The organism is Streptomyces canarius (assembly GCF_014650735.1).
Lineage (GTDB): Bacteria > Actinomycetota > Actinomycetes > Streptomycetales > Streptomycetaceae > Streptomyces > Streptomyces olivaceoviridis.
On sequence record NZ_BMVN01000024.1, the window covers coordinates 58,967 to 75,271 of the forward strand.

The 16,305-nt window shown below is 75.2% G+C and carries 1 protein-coding gene; it reads left to right on the forward strand.

The genetic code is table 11. From position 1 onward, the window contains the following. The first annotated feature begins 149 nt into the window (after nt 1-149). A complete protein-coding gene (locus IE294_RS28855) occupies nt 150-16,289 on the forward strand; it encodes a type I polyketide synthase (RefSeq protein ID WP_189890898.1) in 16,140 nt (5,379 codons plus the stop codon). Nucleotides 16,290-16,305 lie beyond the last annotated feature (16 nt).

A 16,305-nucleotide genomic window follows, 5' to 3' on the forward strand; every position in this document is an offset into this window, starting at 1 on the left:
TCGGGGGCGGGGGCCGTCCTAGCCTCCAGGAGGACCGAGCCGAAGGGTCGCGCCTGCGCACCTCCTTCGTGCGCCGCGACACATCGTGAAGGCCGGCGGCCCGCTGCGCCGCCGGCGGACCAGCCGCTCCGTGAAAGGACGTGCGACACGTGCGTGCTGACTTGATCGAAGTCCTGCCCGTCATCCTCAGGAGGAACGCGGTCCGCTTCGCGGGCAAGGTCGCCTTCTCGGACTGCCGGCGGGCGGTCACCTACGATCAGTTGGAGGAGCGGACGCGTCGGCTGGCCGGGCATCTGACCGGACTCGGCGTGCGGCGCGGCGATCGGGTGGCGATCTGCCTGCGCAACTGCGTCTCCATGGTGGAGAGTTACCTGGCCATCGTCCGGGCCGGCGGTGTCGCGGTCCCGCTCAATCCGGCGTCCACCACGACCGAGTTGGACTGGCTGCTGGCCGACAGCGGCGCCGTCGCGGTCGTCACCGACGCCGTGCACGCGCCGGACCTCCTGCGGCCGTCCCCGTCGGCATCCGCCGTCTCGGTGCTGGTGACGGGCGCGAACCCGGCGCCGGAGGGCACCCGTTCCTTCGAAGAGCTGGCCGTCACCGAACCCGCCACGCCCGCGCCGGACGATCTCGGCCTGGACGACCCGGCGTGGATGTTCTACACGTCGGGAACGACCGGAAGGCCGAAGGGGGTGCTGTCCACCCAGCGCAACTGCCTGTGGTCCGTGGCCTCTTCCTACGTGCCGATACCGGGACTCTCCCCGGAGGACCGGGTGCTGTGGCCGCTGCCGCTGTTCCACAGCCTCTCCCACATCGCGTGCGTGCTGTCGGTGACCGTGGTCGGGGCGAGCGCCCACCTCATGGACGGCGCCTCCGCGGAGGACGTCCTGGCAGCACTGCGCGCCCGCCGGTCGACCTTCCTGGCCGGCGTGCCCACCACCTACCACTACCTGGTCGAGACGATGCGCCGGCAGCCGTTCTCGCTGCCCGACCTGCGGATCGGCCTGGTCGGCGGCGCGGTCGCCGACTCCGAGCTGTGCCGCGCGTTCCGCGAGAGCTTCGGCACGCCCCTGGTGGACGCGTACGGCAGCACGGAGACGTGCGGGGCCATCACCATGAACCCGCCCGACGGCATGCGGGTCGACGGCTCCTGCGGGCTGCCGGTGCCCGGAGTCGAGGTCCGCCTCGTCGATCCCGACACCGGCGCCGACGTCCCCACCGGGCGTGAGGGCGAGGTCTGGGTCAGTGGCCCGAACGTCATGCTCGGCTACCACGGCCGGCCCGAGGAGACGGCCGCGGCGACGAGGGACGGCTGGTACCGCACCGGCGACCTGGCCCGGCGCGACGAGCACGGCTACTTCACCGTCTGCGGCCGCATATCGGACCTGGTGATCAGGGGCGGCGAGAACCTGCACCCGGAGGAGGTCGAGACGGTGCTGCGCGCGGCGCCGGGCGTGGCCGACGCCGGTGTGACCGGAAGGCCGCACGACACCCTCGGAGAAGTGCCGGTCGCCTACGTCGTCCCGGCCTCCGACGAGTTGGACGTCCCGGCGCTGGTCGAGCTGTGCCGTACGCGGCTGGCGGCCTTCAAGGTGCCCGAGGAGATCTACGAGGTCGCCGCGGTCCCGCGTACCGCCTCGGGCAAGATCACGCGGCGCAGGCTCGCCGAGCAGCCCGCTGTACTGCGGTACGCCGCGAGCGGTCACCACGACGACCTGTTCGAGGTCGACTGGGTGCGGGCCGCCGTCCCGGCCCCGGGCGCCGGCCCCGCGTCCTGGGCGATCGTGGGCCCCGGGGCCGCCGAACTGGCCGCCGCCTGGCCGGGTGGTGCCGCCCACCACACCGATCTGGCCGCGGCCGACGGCAGCGCGGAGGTGACCGTGGTCCTGCCGGCCGAGGACACCGGGCGGGATTCCGCGGTGGTGGCCCGCGCCGGCGCCCGGCAGCTCGCCGACTGGCTCGCCCGGCCGGAACCCGGCCGGGGGCGCCTGCTCGTCCTCACGCGCGGCGCCGTGCCGGCGCGCCCCGAGGACGGCGCGCCCGATCCGGCCCAGGCCGCGCTCCGGGCCGGCGCGCGCACCCTGCAAACGCGGTACCCGGGCCGGCTGGTCGTCGCCGATCTGGAGGCCGGCAGCCGGCCGGTGCCGGCCGAGCTGGCGGCGGCGCTCCGGGCGGACGAGCCGTGGCCGGTGCTGCGGTCCGGTGTGCCGTACGTGCCGAGGCTGGTGCGGGTTCCGGTGGCCGATCGGCCGCGCCGGCCCTGGCCCGGCGCGAAGGGCACCGTCGTGGTGACCGGCGCCGGAACGGTGCGCGGCGCGGCGGTCGTCCGCCACCTGGCCGAGGTCCACCAGGTCCAGCACCTGCTGCTGGTGGGCGAGGAGAGCCCCATCGGCCTGGACATCGCCGGGACGGACGTACGGTGGTCCGCCGGGGACGAGCGGTCCCTGCGGACCGCGATCGCCGGCGTGGCCGCTCCGGTGACCGCTGTGATCCACGCGGACGGCGACCTGGCTCCGGCAGCCTTCCTGGCCGCCGCCACGGCCGGACAGTCCCACCAGCGGACGTTCCTGGTGATCAACGATCCGGCCGAGCCCGTAGCCGCGCTCGGCGGCACGGGCGTACTGGACGCGACCGGCGTACCGGCCGGGACCGTTGAGACGGCCGGGACCGGTGAGGTCGGGACCGTTGAGACCGCCGGGACCGGTGAGGCGGACGATCCGGACGCGCTCGTCTCCGCAGTCCTCGCCGAAGCCGTGGCCCGCCGCCACGGTGGGTCCTTCCTCGCCTGGCCGCAGGAGGAGGCCGCCGATCCGCGCAGGGTTCGCGGCGGGCTGGCCGCCCTGGACACCCTGCTCGCCGGGGTCCGTTCGTCCCTGCTCTGCCTCCACGTACGCCGACCGGTCGCCGGCGCCGCGGTTCCGCCCCTGCTGCGCGCGTTGTTCCCCGAGGCCGCCGCGCAGAGCCGTCCCGACGACGCCGTCACGGCCACGCTCCACGACGAACTGGCCCGCCTCGACGAGCGCGCCCGGCGTGCCCGGTTGGAACACCTGGTCATGGAACTGACCGCGGGCGTGCTGCCCGGGGCCGCCCTGCAGGACGCCACGGCCGACCGCGCCTTCCGCGACCTCGGCCTCACCTCCGTCGCCGTGGTGGAACTGCGCAACCGGCTCGTCGAGCGCACCGGACTGCGGCTGCCCACCACCGTCACCTTCGATCACCCCACCCCGCGTGCGCTGGCCCAGCACCTGCTCGCCGAGGTGCTGGGCGGCCCCCGCCCGGTCACCGAGGCCGTCCCGGCCGCCGGGACGGACGACCCGGTGGTGATCATCGGCATGGCCTGCCGCCTGCCCGGGGGCGTCAGCAGCCCCGCGGAGCTGTGGCGCCTGGTCTGCGAGGGGCACGACGCGCTGTCGCCGTTCCCGACCGACCGCGGCTGGCAGACCGAGGACCTGTTCGACGCGGACCCCGGCCGCTTCGGCACCTCGTACGTCGACCGGGGCGGCTTCCTGGCCGACGCCGGGAAGTTCGACGCCGGCTTCTTCGGGATCTCGCCGCGGGAGGCACTGGCCATGGATCCCCAGCAGCGTCTGCTGCTGGAGACCTCGTGGGAAGCCCTGGAGCACGCCGGCATCGACGCGTCGACCCTGAAGGGCGCCGACGTGGGCGTCTTCTCCGGGGTGATGGAGCAGGAGTACGCCGCCTCCGGTGCCGTACCGGAGGCGGCCGAGGCGTTCGCCGCCGCGGGCCGCGCGGCCAGCGTGGCGTCCGGGCGCGTCAGTTACGTATTCGGGTTCGCAGGGCCCGCGGTCACCGTGGACACGGCGTGCTCCTCCTCCCTGGTCGCCCTTCATCTGGCGGCCCAGGCCCTGCGTTCGGGGGAGTGCTCCATGGCGCTGGCCGGCGGCGCCACGGTCATGGCCACCCCCCGGACGTTCGTGGAGTTCTCCCGGCAGCGGGCGCTGGCGAGTGACGGCCGCTGCAAGTCGTTCGCCTCGGCCGCGGACGGCACCGGATGGGCCGAAGGCGCCGGCGTGCTGGTGCTGGAACGCCTCTCCGACGCCCGGCGCCACGGACACCGCGTGCTCGCGGTGCTGCGCGGCTCCGCGGTCAACCAGGACGGCGCGTCCAACGGCCTGACCGCGCCGAGCGGCCTCGCCCAGCAGCGGGTCATCAACCGGGCCCTGGCCGCGGCCGGCCTGTCCGCGGCCGACGTCGACGCCGTCGAGGCCCACGGCACGGGAACGGTGCTGGGGGACCCCGTCGAGGCCGGGGCGCTGCTCGCCACCTACGGTCAGGGGCGCGATCCAGAACTTCCGCTGTGGCTCGCGTCGTTGAAGTCCAACATCGGCCACACCCAGGCCGCGGCCGGGGTGGCCGGTGTGATCAAGACGGTGCAGGCGCTGCGGCACGCGGTGCTGCCGGCCAGCCGCCATGTCGACGAACCGACGACGAAGGTCGACTGGTCGGCGGGCGCGGTGTCCCTGCTGACGGAGAACCGGCCCTGGCCGGACACCGGGCGGCCGCGCCGCGCCGGAGTCTCCGCCTTCGGCCTCAGCGGCACCAACGCCCACGTGATCCTGGAGCAGGCACCGGCCGTCCGTGAGGAGGAGCCCTCGACAGCCGGTGAGGAGTCCCCGGCAGCCGGTGAAAAGGCGCCGGCGGCACACGAGGAGGCACCGGCGGCAAGTGCGGAGACGCCGACGGCGCCCGTTGTGGTGCCACTGGTGCTCTCCGCCCGCAGCGAAGGCGCGCTGCGGGGCCAGGCCCGGCGGCTGGCGGACCTCCTCGAAGGCTCCGGCGACTCCTGGACGGACGTGGCCTCGGCGCTCGTCTCCCGCAGGGCCGTCCTGGAGGAGCGGGCCGTCGTCCTGGCCGGCAGCCGGGCGGAGGCGCTCGCCGCGTTGGCGGCGCTGGCCGCGGGGGAGAGCAGCCCCGCCGTGGTGCGCGGGACCGCCGCCGCGCCCGACGCGCATCGCCAGGTCGTCATGGTGTTTCCCGGCCAGGGCTCCCAGTGGACCGGCATGGGACGCGAACTGCTCGCCCACTCACCGGTGTTCGCCGAGCGGGTCGGCGCGTGCGCGCGACTGCTCGCACGGTGGGCCGACTGGTCGCTGCTCGACGTCCTGCGCGGCGACGCCGATCCGGAACTGCTGCGGCGGGTGGACGTCGTACAGCCCGCCAGTTTCGCCGTGATGGTCGGGCTGGCGGCGGTGTGGGAGTCGGTGGGGGTGCGCCCGGACGTGGTCGTCGGGCACTCGCAGGGCGAGATGGCCGCGGCCTGCGTGGCGGGCGCCCTGTCGCTGGAGGACGCGCTGCGGGTGGTCGCGCTGCGCAGCCAGGCCATCGCCGCGCAGCTGTCCGGCCGCGGCGGGATGGCCTGGGTCGCGCTGGGCGCCGACGCCGCGGCGGAACGCATCCGGCCCTGGAACGACCGGTTGGCGGTCGCGGCGGTGAACGGCACCGCCTCCGTCGTCGTGTCCGGTGCGGCCGACGCGCTGGACGAGGCGCTGACGGAGCTGGCCGACGACGGGGTGCGGGTGCGCCGGGTCGCGGTGGACTACGCCTCGCACAGCGCGCAGGTGGAGGACATCCGCGATGCGCTGCACGAGGCGCTGGGCGGGCTCGACGCCAAGGCTCCCACGGTGTCCTTCCACTCGACCGTCACCGGTGAGCCGGTCGTCGACGCGGGCGTTCTCGACGGCGAGTACTGGTGGCGGAACCTGCGCCGGCAGGTCCGGTTCGGGCCGGTCATCGGGCAGTTGCTGGACCGGGGCCACGATGTCTTCCTGGAGGTCAGCGCCCATCCGGTGCTGGTGCAGGCGGTCAGCGAGATCCTGGACGAGGCCGCCGTGCCCGCGGTGGTCACCGGGTCGCTCCGCCGGGACGACGGCGGTCCGCTGAGGCTGGCGGCCTCGATGGCCGAACTGTTCGTGCGCGGGGTGGCGGTGGACTGGACCGGCCTGCTACCGGCCCCGGGCGCGGACTGGGTGGAGCTGCCGACATACGCCTTCGACCGTCGGCACTACTGGCTTCGGCCGTCACCGGCGGCCGACCCGGCGTCGCTGGGGGTCGCCGACGCCGGGCATCCACTGCTGGGCGCGCTGGTCCGGATGCCCCACCCGGGCGGCGTGGTCGCCACCGCCCGGTGGTCGGCCGCGGCGCACCCCTGGCCGGCCGCGGCCGACGACCAGGTCGTCGTACCCGAGGCCGCCCTCGTGGAACTGGCCGTACGCCTCGGCGACGAGACCGGCACACCCGTCGCCGACGAGCTGACCGTCGACCGTCCGGTGACCCTGCCGCGCCAGGGCAGTCGCCTCGTCCAGGCCGTCGTCGGCGGGGCGGGTCCGGACGGGCGCAGGCCCGTCGAGGTGCACTCCCGTGCCGAGGCGGCTGCGCCGGACGGACCGTGGACCCGGCACGCGCACGGCGTCCTGGCCCCGGCCTCCGAGGCCGCGGACCTCCCCGGCCTCGGCGCCCCCTCCGAGGCCGCGCTGCCCGAGTCCGCGTTGGACGACGCTCCACGCTACGGCATCCACCCCGTGCTGCTGGACGCCGCGGTCCGCACCGCCCTGCCCGAGGACACCCGGGCCATCCAGTGGACCGGGGTGCGGCTGCTGTCCTCCGGCGCGTCCGCGCTGCGCGTGCGCTCGGGCGTCACGACACCGGTCGGCGACGGACACCGGGTGGCGGGCCTGGAACTCGTCACCCCGGCGGGCCAACCGGTCATGACCATCGACAGTCTTCGAGCGGAGCCGGTCACCGGGGACCACCGTGGACCGGCGGACCACCTCTTCGCCGTCGAGTGGGAGGAATGGAGCTGTGGGGAGCCGGCCGCCGTCGACGTCCGGCACGTCGCCACGGCCGCCGATCTCACCGTGGCGACCGGCGCGGATCTGCTGGTGTACGAGGCGCAGCCCGGGCAGCCGCGGGCGGCGGTCGGCTCGGCGCTGGCCGTGCTCCAGGCGTTCGTCGCGGCCCCGGGCGCCGATACGGCCCGGTTGGCCGTCGTGATCCCCGACAGCACCGATCCGGGCACGGCCGCCGTCGGCGGCCTGGTGCGCTCGGCCCAGTCGGAGCATCCGGGCCGGATCGTGCTGGTGGAGGCCGACGAGGCGGGCCGGGCACAGGTGCCCGCCGTCGCGACCGGCGGCGAACCGTGGCTGCGGATCAAGGACGGGCGCACCGAGGTGCCCCGGCTGGCCAGGCTCGCCCCCACGGGTGCCGCTCGCCCGCTGGACCCGGCGGGCACGGTGCTGATCACCGGAGGCACCGGCACACTCGGCGCCCTGACCGCGCGGCACCTGGTCACCCGGCACGGCGTACGACACCTCGTCCTCGCCGGGCGGCGGGGCCCCGCGGCAGAGGGCGCCGGTGAACTGGCGGCCGAACTGACCGCTCTCGGCGCCGACGTCACGGTCGTCGCCGTCGACGTGGCCGACCGTGCCCAACTGGCCGCACTCATCGACGCGGTTCCGGCGGAGCACCCGCTCACGGCCGTCGTGCACAGCGCCGGCGTCCTCGACGACGGCGTGCTCACCGCGTTGACCCCGAGCCGCCTGGACGCGGTGTTCCGTCCCAAACTGGACGCGGCGCTCCACCTCGACGAACTGACCCGGGACCTGGACCTCGCCGCCTTCGTGCTCTTCTCGTCGGCCGCCGGGGTGCTCGGCAACCCCGGGCAGGGCAACTACGCCGCCGCCAACGCCGCGCTGGACGCGCTGGCCGCGCGGCGGCACGACCTCGGGCTGCCCGCGGTGTCCGTCGACTGGGGCTACTGGAGCCGCTCCAGCGGACTGACCCGGCACCTGGGCCGCGCCGACCTGCGGCGCAACGAGTCCATCGGCATGACCGGGCTCTCCGACGCCGAGGGCATGGCCCAGTTCGATGCCGCGCTGCGGGCCGGCCCGCGGTCCGTCGCGGCGAAGTTCGACCCCGCCGCCCTCGCGGCAGCCGGAGCCCCGGTACCCGCCCTGCTGCGCGGCCTGGTCCCGCGGCGCCGCCCGGTCGCCCGCGCCACGGTCACGGACGGACGGCCGGTCACGGCCGAGCGACTCACCGGGCTGCCGCCCGCCGAGCAGAGCGCCACCCTCCTCGAAGCGGTACGCCGGCACGCCGCCGCGGTCCTCGGCCACGCCGGCCCCGAATCCGTCGGCCCCGACCGGACGTTCAAGGATGCCGGGGTCGACTCGCTGACCGCGCTGGAACTGCGCAACCGGCTGGCCGCGGAGACCGGCCTGACCCTGTCCCCGGCGATGATCTTCGACTACCCGAGGCCCGCCGCGCTCGCCGCACACCTGCGGGCCGAGCTCCTGGGCGAGACGACGAGCCCGCCGGCCCCGACGCGACCGGCGGCGGCGCCCGCGGAGGAACCGATCGCCGTCGTGTCGATGGCGTGCCGCTTCCCGGGCGGGGTGCGGAGCCCGGAGGACCTGTGGCGGGTGGTGTCCGAGGGGATCGACGCGGTCGGCCCGTTCCCCGAGGACCGCGGCTGGGACACCGAAGGACTCTTCCACCCCGACCCCGACCACCCCGGCACCACCTACGTCCGCCACGGTGCCTTCCTCGACGACGCCGCCGGGTTCGACGCGGCCTTCTTCGGCATCTCGCCCAACGAGGCGCTCGCGATGGACCCGCAGCAGCGGCTGCTCCTGGAAACGGCGTGGGAGACGTTCGAGCGGGCCGGCATCGACCCCACCGAACTGGCCGGCCAGGACATCGGGGTGTTCGCCGGCATCAACAGCCACGACTGGTCGGTACGGCTGCACCAGGCCGCCGAAGTCGAGGGGTTCCGGCTGACCGGCAGCTCCGGCGGTGTCCTCTCCGGCCGGATCGCCTACCACCTCGGCCTCGCCGGCCCCGCCCTCACCGTGGACACCGCGTGCTCCTCCTCGCTGGTCGCGCTGCACCTGGCCACCCAGGCGATGCGGCTCGGCGAGTGCTCCATGGCACTCGTCGGCGGTGTGATGGTGATGGGCAGCGTCGAGACCTTCGTGGAGTTCTCCCGGCAGCGCGGCCTCGCACCCGACGGGCGCTGCAAGGCCTTCGCCGACGCCGCCGACGGCACCGGCTGGTCCGAGGGCGCCGGGCTGCTGCTCCTCGAACCCCTCTCCCAGGCCCGGCGACACGGGCATCCGGTGCTGGCCGTCGTCCGTGGCAGTGCGGTGAACTCCGACGGTGCGTCGAACGGGCTGACGGCGCCGAACGGGCCGTCGCAGCAGCGGGTGATCCGGCAGGCGCTGGCCGCCGCCGGTCTGCGGCCCTTCGAGGTGGATGCCGTGGAGGCGCATGGGACGGGCACCACGCTGGGTGATCCGATCGAGGCGCAGGCGTTGCTGGCGACGTACGGTCAGGAGCGTGAACGGCCTTTGTGGCTGGGTTCGTTGAAGTCGAACATCGGGCACACCCAGGCCGCGGCCGGTGTCGCCGGTGTGATCAAGACGGTGCTGGCCCTGCGCCACGGCGTCCTGCCGCCCACGCTGCACGTCGACCGTCCCTCGACCCACGTCGACTGGGCGGCGGGCAACGTCCGGCTCCTGACCGAGGCCCGTGACTGGCCGCAGACCGGACGCCCGCGCCGGGCCGGTGTGTCGTCCTTCGGCATCGGCGGCACCAACGCCCACGTCATCCTCGAACAGGCCCCCGAGCCGGACGCGTCCGATCCGGGCTCCGTGTCCGCGGAGTCCGGCGCCGAACCGGGCCGCGCCTCCGGCCGGTCCGCCCTCGTACCGGCGCACCGGCCGGCCGAATCCGCCCTCGAAGCGCCCGCCCCCGACTGGGTGCCCGTGCCGGTGTCGGCGCGTACCCCCGCCGCGCTGCGCGGTCAGGCCGCCCGGCTCGCCGACTTCCTGACCGGCCGCCCGGACGTGTCCCTCACGGACACCGCCCTGGCCCTCGCCACCGGCCGCGCCCACCTCGAGCGCCGCGCCGTGCTGCTGGCCCGCGACCGGGACCAGCTCCTTGACGGCCTGCGCGCGCTGGCGGACGGCTCGGCCGCCGACGTCATGGGCAGCCCGACCGACGGCAAACTGGCCTTCCTCTTCACCGGCCAGGGCAGCCAATGGGCCGGCATGGGCCGGGCCCTGGCCGAGACGTTCCCGGTGTTCGCCGAGGCGTTCGGCGACGCCTGCGCGGCCGTGGAACGCCATCTGGGCGATCACGGCGCGCGTCCTCTCGCCGAGGTGGCGTTCGGGAAGCCCGGCTCCCCCGAGAGCGGACTGCTCGACCAGACCATGTACACCCAGGCGTGCGTGTTCGCGCTGGAGACCGCGCTGTTCCGCCTGTTCGCCTCTTGGGGCGTGCACCCCGACCTCGTCGTCGGACACTCCGTCGGAGAGATCACCGCGGCCCATGTGAGCGGCGTGCTCGGCCTGGCCGAGGCCGGTGAACTGGTGGCGGCACGAGGCCGCCTCATACAGGGGTTGCCCCAGGGGGGCGCCATGGCCGCGGTCCAGGCCACCGAGGCCGAGACGGCCCCGCTGCTGGCGTCCACGCCGGGCACGGTGGCCGTCGCGGCCGTCAACAGTCCCGGCTCGCTGGTGCTGTCCGGCGAGGAGGCGGCCGTGCTCGCCGTCACCCGCGAACTGGCCGCACGCGGGCGCAAGACCCGTCGGCTGCCGGTCAGCCACGCCTTCCATTCGCCGCTGATGGTCCCGGTACGGGAGGAGTTCCGGGCCGTCGCCGAACGGCTGACGTACCGGCCGGGCGAGCTGCCGGTCGTCTCCACCGTGACCGGCGCCCTCGTCACGGACGGCCGGCTGGCCACCCCGGACCACTGGGTCGAACACGTCCAGGCCCCGGTGCGGTTCGGTGATGCCGTCACCGCCCTGTGCGCGCAGGGCGCGGCCACCTTCGTCGAGGTCGGCCCGGGCGGCGCCCTGGTCGCCATGGCCCTGGAATCGCCCGACGTACCGGCCGATGGCTGCTTCCCGACGCTGCGCGAGAACGGCGCGACGGCGGACGTCCTGACCGCGCTGGCCGGGCTGCACACGCGGGGCGTACCCATCGACTGGCCGGCGGTCCTCGGTCGTGCGGCCACCGGCACGCTCGCCGCCGAGCTGCCCACCTACGCCTTCCAGCACCAGCGTTACTGGCTCGACGAGACCGTGCCGGGCGAGAGCGCGGCGGTGCGGGCCCTTCCGCAAGCCCAGCCCGCCGCTGACGCGGTGATCGCCGCCGGCCGATCCGACGCGGACCGGCGCCGGATGTTCCTGGAGCTGATCCAGGAGAGCACCGCCGTCGTCCTCGGGTACCACGGCGACGAGGCGTTCGACGAGGACCAGCCGTTCAAAAGCCTCGGCTTCGACTCCCTCACCGGAGTCCGGCTCAGCCGCCGGCTCCACGACCTCACCGGCGTGCCGGTCCCCGCGACCGCCGTGTTCGACCACCCGACCCCGGCGGCGCTCGCCGCGTATCTGCTGGGGGAGCAGCCCTCGTCCGCCGTCCCCGTACCGTCGTACGCGAACGAGCCGATCGCGATCGTCGGAATGAGCACACGGCTGCCCGGCGACGTGAACAGCCCCGAGGAACTGTGGCGGCTGGTCGCCGACGGACGCGACGCCATCTCCGGGTTCCCGATCGACCGCGGCTGGGATCTCGAAGGCCTCTACCACCCGGACCCGGCCCACCCCGGGACCAGCTACACGCGCGCGGGCGGATTCCTGCACGACGCCGCACAGTTCGACGCCGGGCTGTTCGGGATCTCCCCGCGCGAGGCGCTGGCCATGGACCCGCAGCAGCGGCTGCTGCTGGAGACCTCCTGGGAGGCGCTGGAACACGCGGGCATCGACCCGCTCTCGGCCCGTGGCCAGGACGTCGGCGTCTTCACCGGGATCGTCCACCACGACTACGTCACCCGCCTGCACAGCGTGCCCGAAGAAGCCCAGGGCTACGTCATGACGGGCACCTCCTCCAGCGTGGCCTCGGGCCGGGTCGCCTACGTGTTCGGCTTCGAGGGCCCGGCCGTCACCGTGGACACCGCCTGCTCCTCGTCGCTCGTGGCGATCCATCTGGCAGCCCAGGCCCTGCGGCAGGGCGAATGCTCCCTGGCGCTCGCCGGCGGCGCGACCGTGATGGCGAGCCCCGACGCCTTCCTGGAGTTCTCCCGGCAGCGCGGGCTGTCCGCGGACGGCAGGTGCAAGGCCTTCTCGGACACGGCGGACGGCACCGGCTGGTCCGAGGGCGTGGGCGTGGTGGTCCTGGAACGGCTGTCCGTCGCCCGGGAGAAGGGCCACCGGGTGCTGGCCGTCGTCCGTGGCAGTGCGGTGAACTCCGACGGTGCGTCGAACGGGCTGACGGCGCCGAACGGGCCGTCGCAGCAGCGGGTGATCCGGCAGGCGCTGGCCGCCGCCGGTCTGCGGCCCTTCGAGGTGGATGCCGTGGAGGCGCATGGGACGGGCACCACGCTGGGTGATCCGATCGAGGCGCAGGCGTTGCTGGCGACGTACGGTCAGGAGCGTGAACGGCCTTTGTGGCTGGGTTCGTTGAAGTCGAACATCGGGCACACCCAGGCCGCGGCCGGTGTCGCCGGTGTGATCAAGACGGTGCTGGCCCTGCGCCACGGTGTCCTGCCGCCCACGCTGCACGTCGAAGAGCCCACCCGGCAGGTGGACTGGTCGTCCGGTGCGGTGCGGCTTCTCACCGAGGCGCGGGAGTGGCCGCGAGGCGACAGGCCGCGGCGCGCCGCCGTCTCCGCCTTCGGAGCGAGCGGTACGAACGCGCACGTGATCCTGGAGGAGGCCGACCCGGTCCCCGAGGAGGCCCGGCCCGCCGCCCCCGTGCCCCCGGCCGACGCGGACACCCCGCCCCCCGCGCTGCCGCTGGTGCTCTCGGCCAGGACGACCGGCTCGCTGGCCGCGCAGGCCGGCCGGCTGGCCGCGTTCCTGGCGGACCCGGCCGGTCCGTCGCTCCCCGCGGTCGCCTCGACGCTGGTGTCCGCGCGGGCGACGCTCCCCGAGCGGGCCGTCGTCGTGGCCGCCACGCGCACGCAGGCCCTGGCCGGTCTGGGGGCCCTGGCCCGCGGGGAGAGCGCGTCCCACGTGGTCACCGGCGGCCCCGCGGCTGCACCGGGGAAGGTCGTCCTGGTCTTCCCGGGCCAGGGGGCCCAGTGGGCCGGTATGGGCCGGGACCTGCTGGACGCCTCGCCGGTGTTCGCGCAGCGGATCGCCGAGTGCGCCCGCGCCCTCGACCCCTGGATCGACTGGTCCCTGATCGACGTCCTGCGCGGCGACGCCGACGCCGAGACGCTGGAGCGCGTCGACGTCGTCCAGCCGGCGAGCTTCGCGATGATGGTCGGCCTGGCGGCCGTGTGGGCCGCGGCCGGTGTGCTGCCCGACGCCGTCCTGGGACATTCGCAGGGTGAGATCGCCGCGGCCTGCGTGGCCGGGGCCCTGTCGCTGGAGACCGCCGCCCGGATCGTCGCGGTCCGCAGCCAGGCCATCGCGGCCACCCTGGCCGGGCGCGGCGGGATGGCCTCGGTGGCCCTGGACGCCGACGAGGCGCGCCGCCGGCTGCTGCCCTGGGACGGCCGTGTGGAGGTCGCCGCCGTGAACGGCCCCGCGTCGGCGGTGATCGCGGGGGACACCCAAGCGCTCGGCGAGGCCCTCGACGCGCTGGCCGCGCAGGGTGTCCGGGTCCGGCGGGTGCCGGTCGACTACGCCTCGCACACCCGGCACGTCGAAGCCCTGGAGGAAGTGCTGGGGCAAGCGCTCGCGGGCATCGAGGCACGCGCACCGCAGGTGCCCTTCTACTCCACGGTGACCGGCGACTGGGTCACCGACGACCTGGTCCTGGACGGCGCGTACTGGTACCGCAACCTGCGCCGGCCGGTCGGGTTCGGGCCGGCCGTCGCGGAGCTGCTGCGGCTGCGGCACGGCGTCTTCGTCGAGGTCAGCGCCCACCCGGTGCTGGTCCAGCCGATCACGGACCTGGCGGACGACAGCGCGGACGCGCCGTCCCGTCCGATCGTCTCCGGCACCCTCAAGCGCGACGACGGCGGCCTCGGCCGCCTGCTCGCCTCGGCCTCCCGGCTCTTCACCGGCGGTGTGGCCGTCGACTGGACCGCGTTCGTGCCGCCCGGCGTCGCCGCCGCCCCCGACCTGCCGACCTATGCCTTCGAACGCCGGCACTACTGGCTGGACGAAGCCACGGCACCCGTCCACGACGCGGAGGCGGCCGGGGGCGAGGACGGCGACTTCTGGACGGCGGTCGAAGACACGGACATGGGCTCGCTCGGCGAGCTGCTGGCCCTCACCACCGACCAGCGCGAGGCGTTGAGCGCGCTCGTGCCCGTCCTCGCCGACTGGCGCAGGGGCAGGCGTGCACGCTCGACCGCGGAGAAGCTGCGCCACACCGTCACCTGGAAGCCGCTGGAGCGGGAGTGCGCGGGAGTGCCCGGCGGCCGGTGGCTCGTCGTCGTACCGGACGACGGGCGGCCGGACGAGCTGCTGACGGCGCTGACCGGGGCCGGGTTCGACCACCTGCTGCTGGCGGCCGGGGAGACGGACCGGTCCGCGCTCGCCGGTCGGCTCACCGGCGTCCTCGCCGGGTGCGAGGTGTCCGGTGTGCTGTCCCTGCTCGCCCTCGGCCCGCGGCCGGACACGGGCCCGCAGGACCCTACCCCGCTCACGGCGTCGACCCTCGCGCTCGTCCAGGCGCTCGGTGACGCAGGCGTCACCGCGCCCCTGTGGTGCGCGACCCGGGGCGCGGTGAACATCGGTATCCGCGACACCCTGGACGCGCCCGCACAGGCGGCGTTGTGGGGGCTCGGCCGGGTCGTCGCGCTGGAACGCCCCGACCGGTGGGGCGGCCTGATCGACCTGCCGTCGAGCACGGGTCCGCGGACCGTGCAGCACCTGCTGGGCGTGCTCGGCGGCACCTCGGGCGAGGACCAGCTGGCGATCCGGCGGTCCGGCGTCTACGTCCGCCGGTTCGTCCCCAAGCCCGTGCCCAGGTCCGCCGGCGCCGGCTGGCAGCCCCGCGGCACGGTCCTCGTCACCGGCGGCGCCGAAGGGCTCGGCCGGCACGCCTCGCTGTGGCTGGCGGAGGCCGGGGCCGCCAGGCTGGTGGTCACCACGACCGCCGGTGCCCCCGAGGACTGCGCGGACCGGCTCCGCGCCGACCTCGGCAGGCTGGGCACGCGGCTGGAGCTCTGCGCCCAGCAGGACACGGACCGGCTCGCCGAGCTGCTGTCCGCCGATCCCGAGCGGCCGCTCAGCGCCGTGGTGCACGCCGCCGACATCACCCAGACCGGTCTTCTCGACGACACCGGCCCGGCCGACCTCGCGGCGGTCTTCGGGACCAAGGTGGAACCGGCGGTGTGGCTGGCCGAGCGGTTCGCCGACACACCGCTCGACGCGTTCGTGGTGTTCTCCTCGATCGCCGGTATCTGGGGCGGCGGCGGCCAGGGCCCGTCCGCAGCGGCCAACGCGGTTCTCGACGCCCTCGTCGAGTGGCGGCAGGGACGGGGTCTCGCGGCGACCTCCATAGCCTGGGGTGCGCTGGACGAGACCGGGCTGGGCATGGACGAGGCGACCCTGGCCCAGTTGCGGCGCCGCGGCGTCCTGCCGATCGCCCCGGCGCTGGCCGTCACCGCGCTGGCGCAGGCGGTGGAGGCGGGCGAGAAGGCCGTCACCGTCGCCGACATGGACTGGGCCGCCTTCATCCCGGCGTTCACCTCGGTACGGCCCAGCCCGCTGTTCGCGGACCTGCCGGCAGCGGCGGACGTGCTGCGGGCGGCGGTTGCCGACGACGGCGGCGAGACCACCTCCTCCCTGGTGGACTCCTTGCGCGCGGTCACGGAGGCCGAACAGGACCGCATCCTGCTGCGACTCGTGCGCGGCCAGGCCGCGGCGGTCCTCGGGCACAGCGGCGCCGACGCCATCGGCCCCGCCCAGGCCTTCCAGGAGGTCGGCTTCGACTCGCTGGCCGCGGTCAACTTCCGCAACGGCCTGCACACCGCGACCGGACTCAAGCTGCCGTCCACGCTGGTCTTCGACTATCCGACCCCGGAGGCGCTCGTCGGCTACCTGCGCGCGGAACTGCTGCGTGACCCCGGGGACGACCTCGGCGTCCGGGACGAGGACCTCAGGCGCGTGCTGGCCGCCGTTCCGCTGGAGCGGTTCCGGGAGGCCGGGGTGCTGGAGGCGCTGCTCGCCCTCGCCGACGACGGCGGGGCGGCCGGCGAGGAGGCCGGGACGGTCGCGCCGGCCGTGGACGACGAGGACGAGGAAGACGTCATCGACGCGATGGACATCAGCGGGCTGGTGCAGCGGGCCCTGGGCACCTCGGGCTGAGGCGGCGTCGGTTTCG